Origin of the sequence: Clostridium magnum DSM 2767 (genome assembly GCF_001623875.1) — a bacterium.
GTDB classification, from domain to species: Bacteria; Bacillota; Clostridia; order Clostridiales; family Clostridiaceae; genus Clostridium_AM; species Clostridium_AM magnum.
Genome location: NZ_LWAE01000001.1, coordinates 1,153,797 through 1,179,374 on the forward strand (window position 1 = coordinate 1,153,797; position 25,578 = coordinate 1,179,374).

A 25,578-nucleotide genomic window follows, 5' to 3' on the forward strand; every position below is an offset into this window, starting at 1 on the left:
GGTGGAAAAATGAGTGGATTTATTTTAGGAACAGTACAATTAGGTACTGATTATGGAATAAATAATATACAGGGTAAGCCTTCCTTAGAGAAGGCTTTTAGCATATTAAAAACAGCTTCAGTGATTTTGTTTTATATCTCCATACTTTTTTGTATATTAAAAATTTAAAACAGCAAGGACTAATAGATAAATTAGGTGTATCTATTTATGATACAGAAGAAATGGAGTATATTATTGATAATTTATCAAATTCTATAGACATAGTTGAACTTTCATTCAATATTTTTGATTTAAAATGGCTTAAAAAGGATTTATTAAAAAAGGCTAAGTTAAAAAACATAGAAATTGCAGTAAGGAGCGTTTTTCTTCAGGGATTATTTTTTACGGATAAGTTAAAAGCATCTAAAGTACATAATAATGCATATGAGTACATTAAAAAATTAAGGGGTTTGTGCGAAATTAAGGAAACTACAATAGAACAATTAGCATTATCATTTATAAAAGGCAATGAAGAAATTGATTATATTCTTATAGGTTGTGAAAATGAGAAGCAGCTTATAAAAAATATTAGAAATTTTGATAAGAAAATAAACTTTACTAAGAAGGATAAAGAATACATATGTGAAAGTTTTGGTAATATTGAAAAAAGAATAATTAACCCAAGGATGTGGAAATAGTTGATATATAGATATGTTTATTACTTTTCAAAATTTACTTGCAAATTTAAATATGATTTAATCTAGTGTAAATCTAAAAATTGTAAAATATTTTAGAAGAGAAAAATTGAATTTTCTATATAGAATAGAATATTTGATATAGTATATGCTAAGGAGATAAATTATGAAAAAACCCAATGTTATAATCACAGGCTCTAATGGAATGTTAGGGAAGGATATAGTTTCTCTCTTTTCAAACAAAGAAAGATTTAACCTACATGGAATAAATAGGAGTAAAAAAGATAATAAAAAAGTATATCAACACGCATGTGATCTAACTGATTTCAATAAAGCAATATCAATATTAAATGAATTAAATCCTGATATAATAATTTATTGTGCAGCTAATGTCAATGTAGATGCATGTGAGAAGGATAAGGAGTATGCTTTAAAACTAAATGCGTATGCAGCGCAAGCTTTAGCTAGTTATAAACCAGTGAAAACGAAATTTGTATATATTTCTACGGATTCTATTTTTGATGGGATAAAAGGAAACTATACCGAAGAAGAAATTGAGAATCCGTTGAATTACTATGCTTATAGCAAATTACAGGGAGAGAAGTTGGTTTTAAAAGAGAATCCTAATACAATAGTTATAAGAACTAATATTTATGGATTTCATATACCAGAAGGAAATTCACTTGTTGAGTGGGCATTAAATAACTTAAAGTATAATAATAAAATTTTAGGTTTTAAAGATGTCTATTTTAATCCAGTGTATACTAAGCAACTTGCAAAGGTTATATTTAATCTTATTGGCATAGATTTTAATGGTATGGTGAATGTTGGCTGTGAAAAAGGATTAAATAAATATGAATTTTTGATAAAGCTAGCTAGAAAGTTTAATCTCGATAGTAGTCTAATAAGTGAAAGTTCAGTGGATGGTATAAGTTTTAAAGCTAAAAGACCTAAAAATACTATACTTAATTTAACTAAACTTAAAAATATAATTAATTATGAAATAGAAATTGATGATGGAATAAACGAAATGTATAATGATTATATTGAACAAGCTTTTATAAAAGGAGGTCTAAAGTGTGAGTAAAATTAAGATTGGAAACAGATTTATAGGAGAAGGTGAAAAGCCATATTTTATAGCTGATATAGCTGCAAATCATGATGGAGATATAAATAGGGCGTTTAAACTTATAGAGATGGCAAAACAGGCTGGAGCAGATGCAGCTAAGTTTCAAAATTTTAAAGCTTCTAAAATAGTTAGTAAAAATGGATTTAAGTCTTTGGAAAAACCACTTTCTCATCAATCTTCTTGGAAAAAGTCAGTTTATGAAGTATACGAAGAAGCTAGTATTCCAGAAGATTGGACAGAAAATCTTAAAAAGAAGTGCGATGAAGTTGAAATTGAGTATATGACTAGCCCATATGATTTTCAATCGGTAGACTTGGTAGATCCTTTTGTTAATGCTTTTAAAATTGGGTCTGGGGATATTACATGGAACGAAATATTGCACTATATAGCAAGTAAAAATAAGCCAGTAATTCTTGCAACAGGTGCATCTACTATGGAAGATGTAGAGAGGGCTATGAATACCATTTATGATATAAATAAAAATATTATTATAATGCAGTGTAATACAAACTATACAGCTAATCGCGAAAATTATAAATATGTGAACTTAAATGTATTAAAAGAATATAAAAAAAAGTTTCCTAATAGCATCTTAGGATTATCAGATCATACATATGGTAATGCTACTGTGCTTGGAGCAATAGCGTTAGGTGCTTGTGTTATAGAAAAACATTTTACTGATGACAACAATAGAGTAGGGCCTGATCATAAATTCTCTATGAATCCAACTACGTGGAGGGATATGGTAGATAGGTCTATAGAACTGTGGTCTGCATTAGGAAATGGAATAAAAAAAATAGAACTGAATGAAAAAGAGACAGTTATGGTTCAGAGAAGAGCACTATACTATACAAAAGATATAAAATTAGGTACCGTTTTAAGTAAAGATGATCTATTTCCTGTAAGGCCAATAAAGGAAGATGGAATACCACCATATGAGCTAGAAAAACTTATAGGTAAAGTATTGGTTAGAGATATAAAGAAAGATAATTATATCAAATGGGAGGATGTAAAATAAATGATATTAGGGGAAAAGATTTACCTTACATCGATAGAAAGGGAAGATTTACATAAACTTATGCATTGGAGGAATAGAGAAGATTTTAGAAAATACTTCAGGGAATATAGAGAAATAAATACTGATATGCAAAACAAGTGGTTCGAATCTAAAGTCTTAAATGATCCTTCAACTATTATGTTTTCAATAAAAAGGGTTTCTGATGATGAACTTTTGGGGTGTTGTGGACTTTGTTATATAAACTGGGTTCATAGACATGCAGATTTATCACTTTACATAGGTTTGAATAATATTTATATTGATGAAGAAGGCTATGCAGAAGAGAGTTGTAGATTGCTTTTTAAATACGGGTTTAATGAGTTAGGCTTGAACAAGATATGGACTGAAATATATGAATTTGATATGAAAAAGATAAAATTGTATAGTGAACTTGGTTTTAAGAAAGATGGTGTGTTAAGGCAAAATTATTTTTACGATGGTAAGTTGTGGGACTCTTATGTATTTTCTATCTTACAAGGTGAATTTATGTGTAAGTAAGGGGGTTAATTTAATGGAGGAATGTAAGTGGTCCAGATATAAATATTGAGGAAACAATATTTATTAAAAAACTTAAAAAAGATACAGTTTGTAACGAAAACTTTAAAATAAGGGAATTTATTATTAAGAAGCTTGAAGAATTTGAAACTTATGATACTGGTCAGATAAATTGTATTGAAAGTTTATTAGTTAAATTTATTAATACTCTGTTAAATTCTACAGAACAAAGTTTATTGAAAGATATAAAAAATTCTGGTTTTGTTAATTTAAATAAAATTAGTGGTAACTATTTTTTACTTAGAATGATAAAAGATGTTATTAAAAAAATATCAAATAATATGAGCTTAATTGTAAGAATAAGAACATCATTGTTTACAGGAGATGCAGAAAAGAAGCAAGTAAAAAGAGTAACTGAAGCTATTAAAGGAGGTGTTGATCTTTCAAATTCTGACGTAGTTACCGATATATATAAAATAAATATTCGTAATAAAAAAATAAAGATATATAGTTGTGAGTTCCTAAAAAATATTCTAAATAAAAAAACATATAGTGGTTGTAAATTTATAATACAAGATAGGACAAAAAGAGAATTTTTAAGCTCAGTTACTGAATTGAAGGATAATATTTCTTACACACAAATTGAAAATCTTCTTAAACTATCTCATAATAACATAATCGTTAAGCCAATTGAAGCATAAAGTGTTGTAAGTTAAAGTGCTTATTCAGCATTTTTTGAGGATGTGAATTTAAGAACCATACCTAATTTAAGTGAAACTTTTAATGTACTATTAAGTTTATTTGATCACATCTTAGGGATTTCTGTATCTGTAGAGGCTGTGACATTAGCAGTTAAAACAGTAGCAAAGCATTTTACACTTTGTAGAGCAGACGGAGGACCAGAGGCTGCATTTTCTCTTGAGCCAGATGAATTAAGACAAATGGTTAAGTCTATAAGAGAGGTTGAAAAAGCACTGGGGGGAGTATCCTATGAATTAACCGAAAAAATGAAAAATAGTAGAGAGTTTTCTCGTTCTTTATTTGTTACTCAGGATATTAAAGAAGGAGAAAAATTTACTGAAGAAAATGTACGTTCCATAAGACCGGGTTTTGGGATGCATCCAAGATATTATTATGATATAATTGGAAAGGAAGCAAAGCAGAATATAGAAAAAGGAACACCTATGAACTGGAATTTGGTTAAATAAATGAAGGGTGATATAAGATGAAACAGTTAATATTAGGTACTGTACAACTAGGACTAGATTACGGAATAAATAATAAAAAAGGAAAGCCTTCCAGTGAGAAGGCTTTTGATATACTTAATACAGCTCATGATAATGGGATAAACCTTGTAGATACAGCATCAGCTTATGGGGATTCAGAAAAAATCATAGGGAATTTTATAAAAGATACAAAAAAGAATTTTAAAATTTCAACTAAAATTCCAAAGTTAAACTTTGACAAAGACATATTAGAACAAGTAAAGATAAGCTTTGAAAATTCAATAAACAATTTAAAAGTATCAGTTATAGAATATTATTTATTTCATAACTTCAATGATTTGGTACTAAAACCGGAAACCATTGACTATTTGTGTAAGCTAAAAAGTGAGGGTGTTATAAATAATATAGGAGTTTCTATATATGATGTACCTGAACTAGAGTTGATACTTAAAGAATACAAAGACTTAATAAATTTTATTCAAATACCTTTTAATATTTTTGATCAAAGATGGATTAAAGGAAATCTTTTAGAAAATGCAAAAGAAGCAGGAATAGAAATTGGAGCAAGAAGTGTTTACCTCCAAGGACTGTTTTTTGCAGATAAAAGAAAAATGGATAAAATTCATTCTAAAACTTTTTACTATGTTTCTAAGTTAAATGAATTGTGTAAGCTGAAAAATATTTCAAAAGAAGAAGCTTTATTTTCTTATGTAAAAGAACAGCTTTTTATAGATTACATATTAATTGGATGCGAAAACAAGGAGCAGCTTGAGCAAAATATTAAAATTTTTAATAAAGAGGTTAAATTTACAAATATAGAAAGGGAATGTATCTGTAATAATTTTTCTGACATTGAAAAAGATATAATTGATCCACGAAGATGGAAATATTGAACATGAGGGTTTTAATTTCTCATGTTTTTATAATGTTTAAAGTATTTTTATATGCTGATAGATTGAGATATAGAAAGTTTGTAGAATTTAATAAATAAAGTGAAATTATGGACGATAAATAGAGTATATAAAAATTCTTTGAAGTTAGTTTTTATCTAGAAGGAGGAAACAGATGGGATACTTTAAGAATAAAAACATACTAGTTATAGGTGGAACAGGAACTATAGGTAGGGGATTAATCACTGAACTTGTTAAAGATGAACCTAATGTTATAAGAATACTAAGTAGAGATGAGTATAAACAATTTATTATGGAGAAAGAACTAGATGACGATAATTTATTTAGATTCCTAATAGGGGATGTAAGAGATTATGATAGATTGGAAAGGGCTATGGAAGGAATAGATGTAGTTTTTAATTTAGCAGCTATGAAACATGTACCAGCTTGTGAATATAATCCTTCAGAGGCAATAAAGACTAATATAACCGGGATGGAAAATGTAATAAAGGCAGCAATACATAATAATGTGGAGTGTGTATTATTTACAAGCTCAGATAAGGCAATAAATCCAACTAATACTTATGGTGCTACAAAACTTCTTGCTGAAAAATTAGTACAAGCTGCTAACTTTAGTAAAGGTACTGCAAGAACTAAATTCGTCGCAGTGAGGTTTGGCAATGTTATGGGGTCTAGAGGTTCTGTTATACCTCTTTTTAAAAATCAAGTAAGAGAAGGCAAAAGTATAACTATTACAGATCCTACTATGACAAGATTTATGATGACATTAAGTCAGGCTGTAAAACTTATCATGACTTCTGCAGAGATAGCATATGGTGGGGAGGCATTCGTACTAAAAATGCCTATTATAAAGCTGCAGGACTTAGCTGAAATTATAGTTGAAGAGACTTGTAAAAAACTTAACATGTGTTTTGAAGAGGTAGAGATTAGGAGTATAGGGTTAAGAGCCGGAGAGAGAAAGTTTGAAGAGCTTATGACAGAAGAAGAGTCAGAATTTGCTTATGATCTTGGGGATATGTATGCTGTAATACCGCCAACTTATATTAAAGATATGAAAAAATACTATTGTGATGAAAAAAAAGCTGAAATAGGTAGTTATAATTCCTCCGATATGGAAGCTATATCTAGAGAGCAGGTGAGACAAATGCTTCTAGATGAAGGATTGGTTTAAAAATACTATCTTAATGGTTTAGGGTAAGATTTAGAAAACTAATACAAATACAAGTTATGTTTAATATGCTATTTAATAATGCTTTTTTATGAAGTGAAAACTTGAATCAGATGGGAGTATTAGAGCGGGTAGTCATCGGATAAAAAATTAGGTGGGTGGTTTTGTGAAAATAGCTATACGTGCCGATGGAGGAGCTAAAATCGGTATGGGTCATATTATGCGTACCCTGGTTTTAGCAAAAGAACTGAGAAAGCATCATAATAAGGTATTTTACATATGCAGGATAGATTCGGAGGATATTCCAAGTTATGACGCTGAGCTTTGTCATAAGTTTTTAAGTGATAAAATTAAAGAAATAGGTATTTCGGATAAATATAAGAAAGGTATAGAAAAGATAACATCAGAGGGTTTTAAAGTTTGTTTTGTAAGAGAAGGTCATTTATTAGAAGATATCAGCACAATTACTGCAGATATTTTGATTACAGATAATTATAATGTAGATGAGAATTATTTTAATAAAACCAAAACTATGTTTAGAAAAACAACATATATAGATGATATGAATCTTTACAAATTCAATGTGGATTTTTTATTAAATCAAAATGTAGATGCTGAGGATTTTAATTACAAAGTAAATGATGATACAAAATTAATTCTTGGTGCTAAATATATAATGCTTAGAGACGAATTTAGGGATTTACCTCCTAAAAATATAAAACCTAAAGCAGGTGATATAATGTTAACTGTAGGTGGAAGTGATCCATTTTATCTTACAGATAAAATTTTATCTTGGGTTAGGGATTTGGAATTTAATTTCCATGTTGTAGTAGGACCCTCTTTTGAACATGGTGAACACCTAAAAAAGTACGAAAACAATAAAATAAAGCTTTATTATAATGCCAATATGTATAAGATAATGGAAAAGTGTGATATAGCTATATCTGCCTGCGGAAGTACATTATATGAACTAGCTGCTTGCGGAGTTCCTACTATAGGAATAATAATAGCAGATAACCAAGCTGGTATTGGTAAAAAATTAAATAGCATGGGAATTATAAAAAACTTAGGTTGGTATGATAAAATAGATAAAGAAGACTTTTTAATTAATGTTAATAAACTTATAAATGACTATGAATTAAGAAGAACAATAAGCCAAAGAGCAAGTAATATCGTAGATGTCAAGGGTGCAGAGAGAATTGCAAAGATTTTAACTGGAAATATTTAAAACTACATATCATAAAGAGATTTTTTATTTTATTATTTTGCATGCAGAAAAAATAAGAGAAGTCTTATCTGTTATTTTTTCTTTGAACTTTGTTATTTTACACATAGGAAGGAGTAATAAATATGAATATACTAGTAACTGGAGGAGCAGGATTTATAGGACGTTGGGTTGTAAAAAGACTTTTGGAAGATGGTCATAGAGTTGTGGCATTAGATAATCTGTCTAATGGAAGTTTAGAAAATATACAGGACCTTCAAGAAAGAGAGGACTTCAAATTTATAATTGGCGATATTAAAGATGAAAAGATACTTGATGAGATTTTTAAAGAAAAGTTTGATATAATATACCATTTAGCTGCATCAATAAATGTTCAAGACAGCATAGATGATCCAAGAACTACTTTCTTTAATGATACAGTTGGTACTTTTAATATATTAGAAAAGGCTAAAATTCAGATGTTTGGTAAAAACGGAAGAATGGATGGGGATGGCTGGGTTTTAGATCCTTCAGAAGATACTTACCCTTGTAAAGTTGTGTTTATGAGCACATGTATGGTTTATGATGTAGCTGGGGCAGCTGGAATAGATGAAAGACATCCAACAAAGCCTGTATCTCCTTATGGAGGAAGTAAAATAGCAGCAGAGAACATGGTGCTTTCATATTGCAATGCATACAAGTTGCCTACTGTTGTTATAAGACCATTTAATACATATGGTCCATTTCAGAAAACTGGAGGAGAAGGTGGAGTTGTTGCTATTTTTATAAATAATTCAATACATGGAAGAGATATTAATATATATGGAGGCGGAGACCAGACAAGAGACTTATTATATGTTAAGGACTGTGCAAGATTTGTTATTATGGCTGGATATTGTGGAAAAGTTAATGGAGAAATAGTTAACGCAGGAACTGGTAGAGATGTAACTATAAATGAATTAGCAGAAATTATATCAAATGATAGAGTAAGTATAAAGCATGTAAAACATATTCATCCTCAAAGCGAAATAATGAAGCTGAAATGTAACTATTCCAAAGCTAAAGAACTTATGGCATGGGAACCAGAATATACGTTGGAACAAGGAATTAAAGAAACTGAACAGTGGATAAAAGGCACTAAGCTTTTAAAATAAGTGGGTGGAATTCTCACATCATTTAGATGGGAGATAGATAGTGTAAGTGGGGTTCTTCGGTTCCCACTAGGGTGACCAGAGATTTCGAGGATAAATTAGAAAAACAATTGAAAGTATTGATTTACAATATTTTTTTGTTTGGTAAAATTACCAAGTTTGTCGACAAGCTTCCTCACTAAGATGGTAGGTGTTTGTAAAAATGTAAAAACGAAGGAGGTATAACCATATGGATATAGCAGCACTATCAATGGTAATGAGTCAATCAAAGGCACAGACAGACAGCAACTGGTATATCGGTAGCCAAGATGGCCATGGATACAAATAAGGAAGCTGGCACACAGATGACAGAAGTGTTGAAGAACTCTGCAGTAGACCCTAATCTAGGGAATCATATAGATCTAAGTGTCTAATGAAGATGGATGAAAAAGAGAATCCAGAGAAAGAGCTACAGCAGGAACTGCAGTGGGTGAAGTATAGGCAGAAGATGCTAGACATCATGGAGGAGAAGCTACTGTTAATGAAACAATTGTCGGAGCAGGCTAAGAAGGGTAATCTCATTGCAAGAGAACTGGAAGAACTAAATACTAGGATAAACGACTTAGCAGCACAGGTTAGAGCACTAGATAGTGAAAGTAGAAGAACGGAAGATGGAAAAATATTAGAATGAGCACTAATGGCAGGAGAAATAGCTATTGGTGCTCATTTTGATGTGGGAGCTATTCCTAATTTGGTAGGGCAAACAGGGCTCAGTTTTCCACCCTACTAGCCCTCCAAAGTTGGAGTAGAGTATACTGTGGCTGCTACTGTAAGTTGAATTTTTTCTCCTACACCTATTCTAAGCCTAAAATATTGGCAACTATCAGCAATGTAAAGATTAGTATGACAATAATTCCAGTAGTGCCGGTATTTACGGCTATAAATGGTATAGAATAGAACCTAATTTTCTGATAAAATAAAAATATAGAAGTATGAATATAATGAATGATAATAGTCAAAGGTAAATATAGAGGAAGTGATTGGATGCCTAAGGGAAAAGGGACCAATAAAGAAAAAGTAATAGATGATAATTTCATAATGTCACCTAAAGATAATGAGTAAGGACGAAAAGGCTAGAATATTATACGAAGCTAAATATGCAGAAATTAGTGACCAAAGGACTAGGATAAAGTCAGCAGAGGAAGAAAAGAAGGAAAAGAAGAAGATGCTATAAACTTTTTGAAACTTGGTGTAAGTGAAGAAATTGTGACTAAAGGAACAGGATTATCAGTAGAAAAAGTAATTGAGCTAAAAAACAAAACGAGTAAATAAATTAGTAAATGTAATTTTGTAATAAGAAGGTGTGGTTAGTTGTATAGTTGGACTAAATATAATTGGACTAAGGCAGAAAAAGAAATATCAGATTCTATTTTTGAGAGATATACAAATGGGGAATTGTCTTACAATGAAGCAACTGAAACAGCTGAAAATTATGGAATACCAGGATGGCTATACAATAGATATTCATTCAATGAAGCAGTAAGAAGATATAACCAGGACTTTTACAAGTATATTGGTAAAGTCAAAAAGGAAGCTCTTGATAGGTTTAAGCTTACAGAAGAAGATGAAAGGCTTTTGAGAGAAAACCCAGACGATATATCACTTATTAAGGGCATTTTACCACTTACTGATGAAGCTATAAAAGAGATAAGGAATAGTATTTTAACTTAGTTCAGAAGATGATGTTGCAGAATCTACTACTGTTCCTGATGGAAATAGTGCAGGAATAACATTAAGTCTTCAGGAACAATTTCTACTTAAACAAGCATTACCGATACTACAGTAATTATTGGAGAGCAAGGATATATTAGAGAACTTGATGAATTGTAGTGAAGCAAATGATGAGGAAGTACTACCAAGATTCAATATTCCAGGAAGGTACATGACTAAATGTGTGTACATGACAGACCTAATGGATCAGATGGTGAAGGATTATAGTATTCAGAACAATGTTAGTCAGACAAACAGCCGTAGATATCGGCACTACCGGCAGTATTTGTTATGCGATTTTTACAGTGCTAACAGTGCCGATATTTTAGGGTGTTAGAGTAGAAATTAACTTTTTATTCTATTTAATAGTGAAAAATATGTGGTGAAATTCATTATGGACTTGGATATAATAATATTATATTATGTAGGAAAATATTTTTATTAGGGGTTGATATATTGAAAAAGTATACATTTACAGTACTTATAGAAAAAGATGAAGATGGAGGCTTTATTGCAACTGTTCCTGAACTTAAAGGTTGCCATACTCAAGGTGATACTATGGTTGAATTAATGGCAAATGTACAAGAAGCAGTAAGATTATGTTTGGAAGTTTCAGAAAAACATGGTATAGATGTATTTAATACTGATTTCATAGAAACAAAGCAGCTTGATATGGTGATGTAATGAGTAGACTAACTATTATTTCAGATAAAGATATGGTGAAAATACTTCAAAAGCTTGGGTTTGGTGAAGTGAGGCAAAATGGTAGTCATAAGTTCTTTGCACATTCTGATGGAAGATGCACTGTAGTGCCAGTTCATGGTAAGGATTTAAAAAGAGGTCTTATTAAAGGTATATTGAAAGATGTAAAAATTACAGATGATGAATACGAAGAACTTAGAAAGAAATTATAGTATATAGAAATATTTCTTTATCGTTAACAGGAAGGAATTTTCCATTCACTAGGGTAACTGTGACTTGGAAAAAATAGTAAATAAGAGGAATAACTATGGATATAGCAGCACTATCAATGGTAATGAGTCAATCAAAGGCACAAACAGCAGCTGGCATAGCAATAAAAAAGGATATAATTGTGATATAATATTATAGTATACCTAATTCAAACTACAGAGACAGGCTTTGTAGTTTCTTTGTTTTGAGAAGGATGTGATCAAAAATAGTAAATAGACTTAAATCTAAAACATCATTAAAATTTGATGTTACTTTTGAATATCATATGGGACAAAATGATAAAAGTTATGCTATAAAGCTAAAAATTGGTGAAAATAAAACCTATGAAATAGATAATATTAAAGAATTTATACTAGCTCTTAAATATACAAATCCCTTAAAGATAAGGGATTTCAGGCTGTTGATAAACATATTTTGTCAGCAGCCTTTTAAATTTTAGCCCGAAAGGGCTTTTTTTTTTTTTTTGAATTCAAAAAGGATTTTAAGATTCTGTGTAGAATTTATATAATATGAGATTTTTTAAAAAGTTAAAAGGAGTTAATTATTATGATTCGAGAAAACAATTCTGCACAACAAGGATTAGAATTAGTGTATATAGAAAATTTAGTTCCCCAAGATCATGTGTTAAGGAAAATTGATAAATATATAGATTTTTCATTTATTAGAGATTTAACTAAGGATCTCTATTGTCCTGATAATGGAAGACCAGCAATTCCACCAGTTGTTTTATTCAAAATGTTGTTTATAGGTTACTTATTTGGAATAAGATCAGAGCGACAGCTCGTAAAAGAAATTGAAGTAAATGTAGCATATCGTTGGTTTTTAGGGCTTTCATTAACAGATAAAATTCCTAGTCATTCTACCATAAGTTAAAATAGAATAACAAGATTTAAGGATACGAATATATACCAAGAAATCTTCGATAACATTGTATTTCAAGCAATAAATAAAAAATTAGTAGATGGAAAAATTCTTTATACAGATTCTACACACTTGAAAGCTAACGCTAATAAAAATAAATTTATAAAAGAACAAATCACTCAGTCAACTAAAGATTATTTTAACGAGTTAGAAGAAGATATAAATAAGGATAGAATCGCCCATGGAAAACAGCCTCTAAAAAAAAAGACAAAATAGAAGAAACTAAAGAAATTAAAGCCAGCACTACAGACCCTGATAGTGGCTATATGCACAGAGATGGAAAACCAAAAGGATTCTTTTATTTAGATCATAGAACGGTAGATGGAAAGTATAACATAATAACAGATGTGTATGTAACACCTGGTAATATAAATGATGTAGACCCTTATATAGAAAGACTAGATGTTCAAATAAAAAAGTTTAATTTTAAGACTAAGTATGTTGGAGCTGATGCTGGTTATTCTACTAATAATATTTGCAAAGAAATATTTAAACGAGAATTAAAGGCCGTTATGGGATATAGACGTAGTCCTCATGTAAAAGGTAAATTTACTAAATTTAGATTCCAATATGTTAAAGAGCAAGATATATATTATTGCCCAGATCTAAGAGTATTAGAGTATAGAACTACTAATCGTGATGGGTATAAAGAATACGCATGTAAAACTGAGTACTGTAGCCAATGTAGCAAAAAAGAAAATTGCTTATCTGATAAAAGTAAAAGAAAAGTTGTTTATCGTCATGTTTGGGAAGATTATAAAGATGAAGTGATCAAGTTTACTAAGACTGATAAAGGAAAATGCTTATATAAAAGAAGAAAAGAAACTATTGAGCGTAGCTTTGCAGATTCAAAAAATCTACATGGACTGCGCTATTGCCGCATGCGTGGAATTAAAAAGGTTTCTGAACAATGCTTGTTGACAGCAGCAGTTCAGAATATGAAGAAGATAGCCAGAGTGCTATCGCACCTATTTTTTGCTTATTTAGATAGTTTAATTGCCTATTACTGTAAAAATCAAATAGCCTCTTTTTTATGCTACCGCATAATTAAATTGGGATATGATAAAACCCTATGCTCAGCATAGGGTTTTTGAACAATCTGAAATCCCTTAAAGATAAGGGATTTGTTTTCATACGTTCCAGAGAAGCATGGTTTTAAAAAGGAAGATGTACAGTTAATAAAACTTATAGCAACCTCAAATAAGTTTGGTAAAGATAAATTTGAAGAGGATAAGGTATATCTTGATAATGGGGAAGTGAAAAATTTTCTTGAAATAATGAAAGATAGAAGCTTTGATATTAATATTCAAAACAAGCTTTATAAAAATATAAAAATTATTGAAAAGGATATGCCCCTTCAGTTTGAAATAAAAGAGGAAAAAGAAAGAGTTATACTTAAACAACTTAACCCTACTCCATTAGCTTTAACCTTTGAAAATGATTATTTTCTATTTAATGGAAACATATATAAGCCAAGCTTTGTACAGGTTTATAAGTATTCACAATTTTATAAGAAATTCATGGAGACAAATAGTTCAGAGATAAGGTATAAATCTACAGATGCAGAAAGAATAATTTCACTCCTATCCTTTAAATTAAAAGATATTAGTAAAAGCTTAAAAGTTATTCAACTGGAAAAAGCAAAAGAGGAAGATATTCCTGTTAAAACATATATAGACATAAATGAATCTAATAAAGGAATTATAGTAAGACTTAAGTTTTCTTATGGGAATATTGAAATAGATCCTTTTAGTGATGAAAAGTATGCAAACTCTTCTAAAGTGGGTAAAAGAGATGTATTGCAAGAGAGAAGAATTATAGAGTTAATAAGAAATCTTCAATTTGTTCATTCTAAAGAAGGATTTTTATTAAGTTATGATAATACAAAAGCTGTTGTTGATTTTATAAAAAAGGGAATAGAAAAGCTTGAAAAGCTTGCTACCGTAAGCTGTGTTGAAGATATTAAGAACGTAAAAATATATGAAGCAGGTGAATATACACCAAAAGTAAAGTTTTATCACCAGTATTTAGAGTTTACCTTAGATATAAGTAATATAAGTTTCATAGATGTAGTGAATATCCTTGAGGCGGCTCAGTATGATGAAGGTTATCATAGACTAAGCAATGGAGATTATGTTTCTTTAGAAAATAACCAGTTAATAAAGATTGCTAATATTATAGGTGAAAGAAAGATAGAAAGTAAGTCCACTTTAAAAGGCTGGTTTACTGTTTTAAGAAAAATTTCGGTAACAACGGGACGAGTATATAAGAGAAGAGATAATCTAGATGAAGAGATATTAAGAAAACAAGCCGAAAATGAAAAGTTTTATAAAGAAAAAAATGAAAAACTAAAAGAAATTCTCATGAATATGGAAAAGATAAATGAAAATGATTTTAAAGTTCCTGAAGAATTGAAAGATGTAATGAGAAGCTACCAAAAAACAGGGTTTAAATGGTTTAAAACTCTTGCAATACAAAACCTTGGTGGAATACTTGCAGATGAAATGGGGCTTGGTAAGACTCTTCAAGCTATAGCACTAATCCTATCTTATATAGAAGAGAATAAAGAAAATAAAAAAGCAGCAATAGTAGTAGCTCCCACCTCTCTTATATACAACTGGGAAAGGGAAATAGAGAAGTTTGCACCTACATTAAAAACTATAGTGATTTATGGGAAACAAAAGGATAGGATCAGTTTAATAAAGTCTATTGAAGAAGCGGATGTTGTAATTACTTCATATAGTATTCTTGCAAAGGATATAGATTATTATGGTTCAACAGAATTTAGTTATTGTTTTATAGATGAAGCACAGCAAATAAAAAATCCTAAAACTGCTGCGGCAAAAGCCACCAAGTTAGTAAAAGCGGAAGCTCGTTTTGCACTTACAGGAACTTCAATTGAAAATAAACTTAGTGAATTATGGGCTATATTTGATTTTAGTATGCCAGGATATTTACTTTCACATAGAAACTTCAATGAATTATATGAATTTCCTATTATGAACTATAAAGATGAAAAAGCTCTTGAAAGCTTAAATAGTATCATTGGACCATTTATTTTAAGACGTTTAAAAAATGAAGTGATGAACGAACTTCCAGAAAAAATTGAACATAGAATAATTGTGGAAATGACAGAAGAGCAAAGGGTGGCATATTTTAAATTTTTATCTAGTTCTAAAGAAAGTATAGATAGTGAAATTTTTTCAAAGGGTTACAATAGAAGTCATATTCATATTCTATCCGCATTAACAAAGCTCCGTCAGCTTTGCTGTCATCCATCAATAGTTTTACAAGGTTATATTGGTGAAAGTGCAAAAATCCTTACACTAGACAGTATTATTGAGGAAAGTATAGCTGGAAACCATAGAATTTTATTGTTTTCTCAGTTTATATCTGTTCTTCAAATATTGAAAGAAAGATTAGAGGATAAGGGGATTAACTGCTTATACTTGGACGGATCAACAAAAAGTAAGGATAGATTGGAACTTGTTGATGAATTTAATAGAGGATATGGTGAGGTGTTTTTAATATCATTAAAAGCTGGAGGCTATGGATTAAATTTAACAGGGGCGGATACTGTTATACATTTTGACCCATGGTGGAATCCTGCTGTAGAGGATCAAGCTACGGACAGAGCACATAGAATAGGGCAAACTAAAAATGTTGAGGTAATAAAAATTATTACAAAGGATACTATAGAGGAAAGAATATTAAAGATTCACGATAGAAAAAGAAATATAGTTGACAATGTTATTTCTGACAAGAATAGTGAAGAAAACTTTATCTCTAAATTATCTCAAAAGGAAATAGAAGAGTTGTTCCAATAATTTATATATTTTAAAAAATTTTGTGTTTAAGATAAGTGTATGTGGTAAAATATATAATATGCTATTTTAAATATATGTTAATTTAAAATATTGTCACTATGTTATAATAATTATTGAGTAGAGAGGTATCCTCGTGGAATCTAAATTGATAGATGATAAATTAAGAAATGAGTTAGAAGTAATTTTTAGTAGATATATAGAGGTTGAAAAAGTTTTATTATTTGGATCACGAGCTAGAGGAGATAACAAGTATAATTCTGATGTAGATTTATGTATATTTGGTGAAGGTGTATCTCATTTAATTTTAGCAAAAATAAATATGGATATAAATGAATTAAATACTTGCTTAAGCTTTGATATATTATCCATTAATGAGCTTAGTAAAGAAGAATTAATAGAAAATATATTAAGAGAAGGTGTTGTTATATATAATGAAGAGACTAGAGGAAAGAAGATATGATTTTATAAATGCATTGAGTAGATTAAGAGAAGCATTAGAAAAAGATATTACAGATGATATAATAATAGATGGTATTATTCAAAGATTTGAATTCACATTTGAGCAGAGTTGGAAGGTTATGAAATTATATCTAGAGGATCAAGGAATATTAGATGAAGCTTTAGCTCCAAGAAGTACCATAAGGGTAGCTTTTAAGCATAAGATAATATCTAATGGAGACTTATGGATTGAGATGATGTTAGATAGAAACAGAACATCTCATATGTATGATGAAACAACTGCTAAAAATATAGTTGAAAGAATCAAGAAAATGTATATTAATGAGTTTAATGCTTTGGAAAAATTCTTAAAAAGGTAATTAAAGCAGAAGGTATATAGATTTAATCTAAACAAATCTATATACCTTCTCTTATAATTTCATATTAATTGCTACATAGTTTTCTTAATACCTTCATAGAAATTAGCTACACTAGTGTTAATATAAGGAACTAACCACAAAAATCCAATACCGCAGGTAAGGATAGAAAGTAAAGCCCATCCGATAAAGCTTAAATGTAAGCAGAATAATCTCCACTTATTTCCCATCATAATTTTTTTACTTAAATCCAAAGCTTCCATTGCTCCTAAATTAGGATTGTCATAGAGTATATAGAAGGACATTGAATATCTGTATCCAGCGATTATGCCAGGTATTATAAGAAGTAATGCCCAGAGAAAGACAAAGAGTGTTACAAGGATTTGTAATATAAAGGCTGAGGTGAAATTTTTGAAACCATCAAATACATTTTCAAATGTAAAGTTTTGTTTTCTAACCAATCTTATAAAACAAGAAATAATGCCTAAAGTAAGTGGACCTGTCAGTACTATACTTATTACTGAACCAGCATAGGGGATGGCGTTAGGCAGAGCACTTATGATCATAAAGACTACAGATATTAGTATGGCTGTTACCCATTGTCCCCTTAATTGATCTCGGGCAGTAGATCGTAATTCGGAATTTGTTTTCATAGGACTGTAGTTGATATTCATATATTTACCTCCTGAAAATTTTGGTAATCAATATATATTATGAGTAGAATTTGTAATATATGCCTAGACCATTAAAGATTGCTACAGGATAATGATATGTTTAAAATTACTATTTTGTGATAGAATGTTTAACAAGAACGCAGGCAGGAGTGAAATAGTTTTGTTTGAAATAAATGAAGATATAATAAGAGGCAACTTAAACCAGGAAACTTATGCAAGGGGCATCGAATGTTATGAAAATGGTCAAGTAGAAAAGATAAATTTGAACATTCAAGAAGAATTTGGAGTTAAACGAATTAACATTGAAGGGGAGGTTACCTCTTCCTCATTTATATTAAAAAAATACAATGTAAGTGCAATATATCCAAATCGCAATAAAAATATAAGTTGTTATTGTAATTGTCAGGAATACTATGCTTATAATGCACCCTGTAAGCATATAGCTGCAGTGCTTATAAAATATGTTAGAGAAAAAAAGGAATTAGAAAAAAAATTAGTAATAAAGAAAAATAGCAAATTAATTCAACAGTTAAAGGAAAGCTTAATACCATCTAAGTCAATAATAGAGACTAAAACTTTAAATCTTCAATATAAGCTTCAATTTAATATTAACCGCAGAGAAAGTGAAGCTTTTCTTGAATTAAAGGTGGGAGAAGAAAAGCTTTATGTAGTAAAAAATATGAAGAGTTTTTTAGCGGCAGTTATAGAACAGGGTGATTTGGAGTTTGGTAAAAAATTTACCTTCAATCCATATATACATAGATTTAAGGAAGAAGACAAATTTTTAATAAATATTCTTAGGGATTTATACGAGGTAGATAGGACTACAGAGGATATGGTAATGTATGATTACCATTATAATAGAACGCCAAGATTTTTAAGTGGTAAAAGGGCTCGTCTTACAGAAAATAACTTAAAAAAATTTCTTAACAATATAGGAGAAAAAGCTATAGATTTAGTTATAAACGATGATAGCTATAGTGAGGTTAAAGTAGTAAGAGAAAATTTTCCTTTAGAATTTAAATTAGATACTAAGGGAGATACTATAATTTTATCTCAAGTTTCAAAGCTGCCTAAGGCTTTACTTAATAACGGAAATTATTTTTATTATAACAATAAAATATATATGCCAACAAATGAGCAGGTAAGGGTATACAAATCCCTTTACAATACTTTTGTTGCACAAAAAAGCTCTGAAATTACTTTTCATCAAAGTGAAAGTGAAGAAATAGCTTCTTATATAATTCCAGCTTTAAAAAAGATAGGTACAAAGGTAACAGTAGATGAAAGTATTAAAAATAAGTTTTACGAAGAACCTTTAAAATCCTGTCTTTATTTTGACAAAGACAAAGAAGCTGTAGTTTGTGATGTAGTATTTAAATATGGAAATGTAGATATAAATCCTCTAAGGGATACTGAAGTAAGAGAAGATGAGAAGGTACTGATTAGGGACATTGAAGGAGAAGCATCTATAGTAGATACCTTGACTGCTTTTCAATTTGAAAAGAATAAATCTAAATTCCTTCTACAGGAAGAGGATAAAATTTTAGATTTTATAGGGGATGGCTTAGAAAAACTTCAGGAATTATCAGAAGTATACTATTCTGATGCCTTTAAAGATATAAAAGTTTATACCAATAAACATTATAAATCCAATATAAGATTTAATGAGGAAGACCTTTTAGAGTTTACCTTTAATATTGATGGGGTAGATAGAGGAGAATTGAAGCATGTATTTGATGCGCTAAAGCAAAAGAAAAAGTATTACAGGCTTAAAAATGGAGGGTTTATTCCTCTTCAGTCTAGTGAACTTCAAAATATGTCAGATATGATGGATTATTTAAATGTAAAGACTTCAGACTTAGAAAAAGATCAAATAATTCTTTCTAAGTATAATGCAGTTTATATAGATGCAAATCTAAAGGAAAATAACATAAGCTTTGTACAAAGAAATAAGAAGTTTAGAGAGTTAGTAAATAACATTAAGGATATTGGTGACATAGATTACACCATTCCAGAAAACTTGGATAACATTATGAGAGGTTATCAAAAATTTGGTTTCAAGTGGTTTAAAACCCTTTCAAGCTGTGGCTTTGGCGGTATCTTAGCAGATGAAATGGGACTTGGAAAGACCCTTCAGACTATAGCCTTCATAAAATCAGAAGTAGATGGAAATGAAGAAAAGCTGCCTTCTTTAGTAGTATGCCCTACGTCCTTAGTATACAATTGGGAAAGTGAAATAAATAAATTTCAGCAAAGTTTAAAATGTTTAGTTGTGTCAGGCAGTAAGGATGCAAGAGAGGATCAGTTAAAGGAAATAGAGGATTCCGATGTAGTTATAACCTCCTATGCACTTATTAAAAGAGATATAGATCAATATAAAGATATAAAATTTAGATACTGCTTTTTAGATGAAGCTCAAAATATAAAAAATCCTGAATCTTTAAATGCTCAAAGTGTAAAATCAATCAAAGCCGATAGTTATTTTGCATTGACAGGAACACCTATTGAAAATTCCCTTACAGAATTGTGGTCTATTTTCGATTTTATTATGCCAGGATATTTATTAAATCATAGAAAGTTTAGTCAAAAATATGAGGCGCCTATTATAAAAAATGGAGATAAAAAAGCTTTGGAGGAATTAAATAAGCATACTAAGCCTTTTATACTTAGAAGGCTTAAGAAAGATGTTATTAAAGAACTTCCACCTAAAATAGAACATAATATGGTGGTAGATATGACAGATGATCAAAAGAAAGTATATGCTGCTTACCTTCAGCAGGCTAAAGAGGAAATAGATAATGAAATAAGGGATAAGGGAATTAATAAAAGTAAAATAAAAATACTTTCAATAATAACAAGGCTCAGACAGATATGCTGTGATCCTTCTACATTTATAGAAAACTATGAGGGTGACAATGGGAAGATGGAAGCCCTTAAAGATATAGTACAGAATAATGTTAATGAAGGACACAAGATATTATTATTTTCTCAATTTACTTCTGTGCTTAAAAATATTGGATACATGTTTCAAAAGGAAAATATAAAGTATATATATTTAGACGGAAGTGTAAAAGCAGAAGTCAGAGGGGAAATGGTAAAAGAGTTTAATGAGGGGGAAATACCTATATTTTTAATATCTCTTAAAGCTGGAGGAACAGGATTAAACCTTACTTCAGCGGATATAGTTATTCATTATGACCCATGGTGGAATCCAGCAGTAGAAGATCAAGCTTCAGACAGAGCCCATAGAATTGGTCAAAAGAAAACAGTAGAGGTTATAAGACTTATTGCTAAGGGGACTATAGAAGAAAAAATCCATAAGATACAAGAGAAAAAGAAGGAAATAATAAATGATGTTTTAGAAGAAAATGCAGGAGAGGAAATTTTGCTTTCCAATATGGGAGAGAAGGATATAGAGGAGCTTTTTAGTTAAGCAGAGAACCAAAATCTATGATTTTGTGTGAATCGGTCAAGCAGACATCCCAAATCTATGATTTGGTGATGGTCGCTTACTCTGTGAGTACTCCTCTGACGATAGGAAGAGGAGTTTCATATAAAGATTGGAATATTAGAGCGGGTAGTCATCGGATAAAATAAAAAACAATAGCAAGAGGATGGTGGTATTATAATGAAAATTTCATTTTTAGGAGGGGCTCACGAGGTTGGCGGAAGCTGTATACTCCTAAAAATTTATAATAAAAATATACTTTTAGATTCAGGAATAAGGCAGAGTGCTTCTAAAGATCCTCTGCCGGATTTTAGAACTATTCAAGAATATGGCGGTATAGATGCTATAATCATAAGTCATGCTCATTTAGATCATATTGGATCCCTTCCTTTAATAAGCAAAGAATATCCTAATGCGAGAATATATGCAAACAATATGACAAAGGATTTAATGAAGGTACTATTATATGACAGTTTGAAAATTATGAACAATAGAGAAGCTGAAATTCCTCTTTATGCTGAGCAGGATGTAGAAAATATGCTTAATAGGATTTTTACTATAAATTATTCTGTTGATTTTCCTATTTTTGAAGACGTAATTTTAACCTTTTATATTGCAGGTCATATAGCCGGTGCTTCCTGTGTATATATTACCACTCCAGAAGGTTCTTTATTTTATTCAGGAGATTTTTCTATATTTTCACAGAGGTCAGTGGATGGGTTAAAGGTTCCAAAGCTAAGACCAGATGCAGCAATTTTTGAAACTACCTATGGTGATAAACTTCATTCTAATAGAGAAGTGGAAGAGGAAAGACTTATAGAGCTTGTGAGAAAATGTGAAATAAATAAAGGTAAAATGCTTATTCCTGCCTTTGCTTTAGGAAGAGCTCAAGAAATTTTATTAATTCTACAGAAGGCTATAAATAAAAAAATAATAAAGAATATAAATATATATGTAGACGGTATGATTAAGGATATTAATAGAGTTTATAAGTTTAATCCATTATATTTAAAAAATTCTTTAGCTAAAAAGATATTAAGAGGAATAGAGCCCTTTTACCATGAAAATATAACTCCGGTTGACAAAAGAGAGCTTAGAGAAAAAATAGCTGAGGATAAAGAACCATGCATAATAGTGTCAAGTTCTGGAATGATTACAGGGGGACCAAGTCAATATTATGCTGAAAAATTTGCTTCACTAGAAAATGGATATATTGTTATAACAGGATATCAAGATGAGGAAGCACCAGGTAGAAAACTGCTTAATCTTTTAGAAAGTGAAGAGAGTGAAAGAAAGCTAGAGATAAGTGGAAAAAGTATTCCTGTAAGATGTAGAGTTGAAAAGGTTGGACTTTCTGCTCATGGCGATAAGGGAGAAATTAAGTCGCTAATAAATTTATTAAGTCCTAATAACATATTTTTAGTACATGGTGATGGAGCAGTTATAGAGTCCTTTGCCCAGGAAATATCTTCAGAGGTTGGAGGAAGAATATATGCTCCGAAATCTGGCGAAGATTATGAAATAAATATAAAAAATCCTAGAAAACAGTGGAAAAAGCAAATGCCTCAGGTTATTAAGTCAAATGAAGAGCTGAGTGAAGATAACATAGAAAAACTTTGGGGATTTGTACTGAATAACTATGAAGAAAAACTTTTTACAATAGAGGATTTAATTTACATATGGACAGGAAATAGTAAAATAAAAGCACAGGATATAGAAAAAGTTCAAAAGCTTATAGTTCAGTCTTCTTATTTTGAAAGTGATGCTAGAAGATTATTTTTGTTTAAAGCTAAAACAAAAGAGCAGGTAGATGAGGATACAAAGGAAAGAGAACTAAAGCCTAATGAATTAAATGATTTTATTAATGAATATTTTAGTATATATGAATTTAAAAAGGCTAGTTTGATATATGATGAGAAAAAAGTATCTTTAAGCTTCAACTTTCCAGAGATAGTAGATAAAAGTATATTTGAAGCCATCAATGAATTTGAAAAGAAAACCTCTTGGAAGGCAGAAATAAGTGATAAAGTAAATATAAATGCAGTGGATAATCTAATAAGGGAGATTTTCTATGATGCTGATATTAAAAAAATATCCTTTAAGCTTGAAGATAAAAAAGCTGTTGTAATACTAAATTCAAAGTTAATTATGGAAGAACGAAAGCTACAGCTATTTAAAGAAAGCACTGGAATAGATATTTTAATACAGAATCCAGGTGAAAGCGTAAGTAATGAAGCTAGCAGTATTGTGGAAGTCAGTAATGCTACTAATGTTATGGAGCAGAATCAGGCTTTAAAAGTAATAGAAGAAAGTTTTAAAGAAGAAGAATTTATGCCCTATAAAAAAGGAATAAAAAATAATGAGAAGGGAAAATACATAGAACTATCATTCATATCTCCTGCAATAGGAAGAAAATACATCGAAAAGATTAATTCTTTAGTTAAAAAAACAGGGTGGGGTATGAAAATATCCGATGCGGTAAATCAAAATGAAATAATAAGGATTGCCATAGAACTATGTAAAAAGCAGGGTATAAGCCTAAAGAAAAATCCATCCTTTAATCCATCAGCCTTGACTATAGAGTTAAAGGTGGAAAATTTAGATGAAGAAAAGATAACAGATTTAAGAAAAGAGTTTGAATATAAAACGGGATGTAGGCTTTTGTAAAGCTGTTGCAAGGAAATTTTCAGTTTTATTTCCTTGCAAAAAACATAATTTAATATTGGAAATTTGAAACTGTAATAGAATAATTTCTAATAGCATCCGAAAGTATAGATAATAGATTTGAAGATTTGTACATTAAAAATAAGTTTTAAAATATGTTAAAGTTAGCTTAAAAATAAATTTGAAAATTGAGATACGTTATTATATTATTATTTTATGGAATTAAAACTTTAGAGGTGGATTATGAAATTAGAAGTTATAAATAGACTAAAAGGTGATGAAGTATTAGGTAGAAATATATTTACAAATGATGGTAAAATATTATTAAGAGCAGGTACAAAATTAAGTAGTGGATACATTAATAAGATGAGGGAAATGGGTGTATTTTACGTTTATGTAGAAGATGAAAGATTAGATGATGTCGAAGTAGAAGATGAAAGTATTAGTAGGTTAAAGCAGCATACAATGGAAAGTATGTCAAAAATAATGAAAAATACAGCCATCATAGCTGACAAGAAGGCTATGGGCGAATATGTAAAAACTGTAGAGGATCTTATAAGTTATATTTCAGAAAATAAGGAGATAACTAAGAGCTTATATGATATTCAAACTCATAGCAATTCTAATTATGTTCATAGTATATCAGTATGTATTATATCAGCAATAATAGGACAAGGTATGAGGATGGATTCATCAGCTATCAAAGAATTGGGGGTTGCAGCAATTCTCCATGATATTGGGAAAACTCAATTACCTAAAAAAATAATAGAGAAACAGGGAAGCTTGACTGGCGAAGAGTTAAATCAATATAAAGAACATCCTTATTTAGGAGCTATGCTTCTTAAAAAGAATATAAGAATGTCGGACAATATAATTAAAGGAGTTCAGCAGCATCACGAAAGAGTAGATGGTAAAGGCTATCCTTATGGATTAACTGGCAAATCTATAAATAGGTTTGCTCGCGTAATTTGTGTAAGTGATGTCTATGACACAATAACCAATAGTAAGGATTATAAAAAGGCGTTTAGTCCAAATGATGCCTATGAACTAATACTAGCTGGCAGTGGAACTATATTTGATGAAGAAGTGGTGCAGAGCTTTAGAAAATCCTTCTCAGTATATCCTTTAGGCTGCTGTGTAAAGTTATCTGATAGAGTTGAAGGGTACGTAGTAAGACAAAATCAAAACTTTCCAGATAGACCTGTAATTAGAGTTATACAAGATATTGAAACTAAAGAGGATATTGATCCTTATGAAATAGATTTAGTTAGAAGTACTAATTTAGTAATAACTAGTATAGTTTAAAATGTTAAGAGCAAGAATATCTTATAGCGGTTCAGAGCTCTAAAATTAGCCAATACACCGGGATATGATGCCAATTCTTCTGCACCATAAATGCTTTTTAATGAGTCTAAAGCTCAGAGTCGAGAAAAGCCAAGAAGCTTTGATAACTCGCTTACGCTCAGACAATCAAAGCTTCTAAGCCTTTC

The 25,578-nt window shown here is 30.1% G+C and carries 23 protein-coding genes and 2 pseudogenes; 24 read left to right on the plus strand and 1 reads right to left on the minus strand.

The window, feature by feature from the left end:
* Positions 1–9: 9 nt before the first annotated feature.
* The 21 genes and pseudogenes from CLMAG_RS32270 to CLMAG_RS05605 all read left to right on the plus strand — a co-directional run bounded on the left by CLMAG_RS32270 (position 10) and on the right by CLMAG_RS05605 (position 17,302).
* The gene (locus CLMAG_RS32270) at positions 10–168 is read left to right on the plus strand and encodes a hypothetical protein (protein ID WP_161486934.1); all 159 of its coding nucleotides are present in this window, start codon (positions 10–12) and stop codon (positions 166–168) included.
* The gene (locus CLMAG_RS05520; RefSeq protein ID WP_066619053.1) at positions 150–677 is read left to right on the plus strand and encodes an aldo/keto reductase; all 528 of its coding nucleotides are present in this window, start codon (positions 150–152) and stop codon (positions 675–677) included. The genes CLMAG_RS32270 and CLMAG_RS05520 overlap by 19 nt, the downstream gene beginning before the upstream one ends.
* A 163-nt stretch (positions 678–840) precedes the next feature.
* Positions 841–1,761: a dTDP-4-dehydrorhamnose reductase family protein gene (locus CLMAG_RS05525; protein WP_066619056.1), complete on the plus strand. Its 921-nt coding sequence runs from the start codon at positions 841–843 to the stop codon at positions 1,759–1,761.
* Entirely contained in the window at positions 1,754–2,821 is a 1,068-nt protein-coding gene (locus CLMAG_RS05530) for an N-acetylneuraminate synthase family protein (protein ID WP_066619059.1), read from the plus strand. The genes CLMAG_RS05525 and CLMAG_RS05530 overlap by 8 nt, the downstream gene beginning before the upstream one ends.
* Entirely contained in the window at positions 2,822–3,358 is a 537-nt protein-coding gene (locus CLMAG_RS05535) for a GNAT family N-acetyltransferase (RefSeq protein ID WP_066619060.1), read from the plus strand. It begins immediately after the preceding gene.
* A gap of 233 nt (positions 3,359–3,591) precedes the next feature.
* On the plus strand, positions 3,592–4,056 hold the full coding sequence (locus tag CLMAG_RS05540) for a hypothetical protein (protein WP_066619061.1): 465 nt from the start codon (positions 3,592–3,594) through the stop codon (positions 4,054–4,056).
* Positions 4,057–4,071: 15 nt separating this feature from the next.
* Positions 4,072–4,563: pseudogene (locus CLMAG_RS05545) on the plus strand (N-acetylneuraminate synthase family protein); the annotation flags it as partial.
* A 17-nt stretch (positions 4,564–4,580) separates the two neighbouring features.
* On the plus strand, positions 4,581–5,474 hold the full coding sequence (locus CLMAG_RS05550) for an aldo/keto reductase (RefSeq protein WP_066619066.1): 894 nt from the start codon (positions 4,581–4,583) through the stop codon (positions 5,472–5,474).
* A gap of 172 nt (positions 5,475–5,646) precedes the next feature.
* A complete protein-coding gene (locus CLMAG_RS05555) occupies positions 5,647–6,663 on the plus strand; it encodes an SDR family NAD(P)-dependent oxidoreductase (protein WP_066619069.1) in 1,017 nt (338 codons plus the stop codon).
* A 163-nt stretch (positions 6,664–6,826) separates the two neighbouring features.
* Positions 6,827–7,888: a UDP-2,4-diacetamido-2,4,6-trideoxy-beta-L-altropyranose hydrolase gene (pseG, locus tag CLMAG_RS05560; RefSeq protein ID WP_066619071.1), complete on the plus strand. Its 1,062-nt coding sequence runs from the start codon at positions 6,827–6,829 to the stop codon at positions 7,886–7,888.
* Positions 7,889–8,010: 122 nt separating this feature from the next.
* Positions 8,011–9,018 carry a dTDP-glucose 4,6-dehydratase gene (locus CLMAG_RS05565; protein WP_066619072.1) on the plus strand — a complete coding sequence of 336 codons (1,008 nt, stop codon included), beginning with the start codon at positions 8,011–8,013 and terminating at the stop codon, positions 9,016–9,018.
* Between the two features lie 311 nt (positions 9,019–9,329).
* Positions 9,330–9,428, plus strand: a complete 99-nt coding sequence (locus CLMAG_RS33510; protein ID WP_242872932.1) for a YjfB family protein — start codon at positions 9,330–9,332, stop codon at positions 9,426–9,428.
* Positions 9,428–9,685 (plus strand): hypothetical protein, encoded by a 258-nt coding sequence (locus tag CLMAG_RS05570; RefSeq protein WP_242872933.1) that lies wholly within the window; start codon positions 9,428–9,430, stop codon positions 9,683–9,685. Before CLMAG_RS33510 ends, CLMAG_RS05570 begins: the two co-directional genes overlap by 1 nt.
* Positions 9,686–10,365: 680 nt before the next feature.
* The gene (locus CLMAG_RS05575) at positions 10,366–10,725 is read left to right on the plus strand and encodes a hypothetical protein (RefSeq protein ID WP_066619077.1); all 360 of its coding nucleotides are present in this window, start codon (positions 10,366–10,368) and stop codon (positions 10,723–10,725) included.
* 495 nt (positions 10,726–11,220) lie between these two features.
* A complete protein-coding gene (locus tag CLMAG_RS05580; RefSeq protein WP_066619079.1) occupies positions 11,221–11,448 on the plus strand; it encodes a type II toxin-antitoxin system HicB family antitoxin in 228 nt (75 codons plus the stop codon).
* Entirely contained in the window at positions 11,448–11,678 is a 231-nt protein-coding gene (locus CLMAG_RS05585; RefSeq protein ID WP_066619081.1) for a type II toxin-antitoxin system HicA family toxin, read from the plus strand. Before CLMAG_RS05580 ends, CLMAG_RS05585 begins: the two co-directional genes overlap by 1 nt.
* Before the next feature lie 323 nt (positions 11,679–12,001).
* On the plus strand, positions 12,002–12,175 hold the full coding sequence (locus CLMAG_RS32275; protein WP_161486935.1) for a hypothetical protein: 174 nt from the start codon (positions 12,002–12,004) through the stop codon (positions 12,173–12,175).
* 107 nt (positions 12,176–12,282) lie between these two features.
* Positions 12,283–13,742: pseudogene (locus tag CLMAG_RS05590) on the plus strand (IS1182 family transposase).
* Between the two features lie 39 nt (positions 13,743–13,781).
* Positions 13,782–16,484: a DEAD/DEAH box helicase gene (locus CLMAG_RS05595; protein ID WP_066619083.1), complete on the plus strand. Its 2,703-nt coding sequence runs from the start codon at positions 13,782–13,784 to the stop codon at positions 16,482–16,484.
* 133 nt (positions 16,485–16,617) lie between these two features.
* Positions 16,618–16,944, plus strand: a complete 327-nt coding sequence (locus CLMAG_RS05600) for a nucleotidyltransferase family protein (protein ID WP_242872934.1) — start codon at positions 16,618–16,620, stop codon at positions 16,942–16,944.
* Complete coding sequence (locus tag CLMAG_RS05605; RefSeq protein ID WP_066619086.1) at positions 16,916–17,302, plus strand: nucleotidyltransferase substrate binding protein; 387 nt, start codon at positions 16,916–16,918, stop codon at positions 17,300–17,302. The genes CLMAG_RS05600 and CLMAG_RS05605 overlap by 29 nt, the downstream gene beginning before the upstream one ends.
* A gap of 71 nt (positions 17,303–17,373) precedes the next feature.
* Here the strand turns inward: CLMAG_RS05605 and CLMAG_RS05610 are convergent, their stop codons facing one another.
* A complete protein-coding gene (locus tag CLMAG_RS05610; protein WP_169809791.1) occupies positions 17,374–17,973 on the minus strand; it encodes a DUF975 family protein in 600 nt (199 codons plus the stop codon).
* 160 nt (positions 17,974–18,133) lie between these two features.
* Here CLMAG_RS05610 and CLMAG_RS05615 point away from each other — a divergent pair, with 160 nt between their 5' ends.
* The 3 genes from CLMAG_RS05615 to CLMAG_RS05625 all read left to right on the plus strand — a co-directional run bounded on the left by CLMAG_RS05615 (position 18,134) and on the right by CLMAG_RS05625 (position 25,393).
* The gene (locus tag CLMAG_RS05615; RefSeq protein ID WP_139264154.1) at positions 18,134–21,409 is read left to right on the plus strand and encodes a DEAD/DEAH box helicase; all 3,276 of its coding nucleotides are present in this window, start codon (positions 18,134–18,136) and stop codon (positions 21,407–21,409) included.
* Positions 21,410–21,604: 195 nt separating this feature from the next.
* On the plus strand, positions 21,605–24,091 hold the full coding sequence (locus tag CLMAG_RS05620; protein ID WP_066619089.1) for an MBL fold metallo-hydrolase: 2,487 nt from the start codon (positions 21,605–21,607) through the stop codon (positions 24,089–24,091).
* Between the two features lie 240 nt (positions 24,092–24,331).
* The gene (locus CLMAG_RS05625; protein ID WP_066619092.1) at positions 24,332–25,393 is read left to right on the plus strand and encodes an HD-GYP domain-containing protein; all 1,062 of its coding nucleotides are present in this window, start codon (positions 24,332–24,334) and stop codon (positions 25,391–25,393) included.
* The last annotated feature ends 185 nt before the right edge of the window (positions 25,394–25,578 follow it).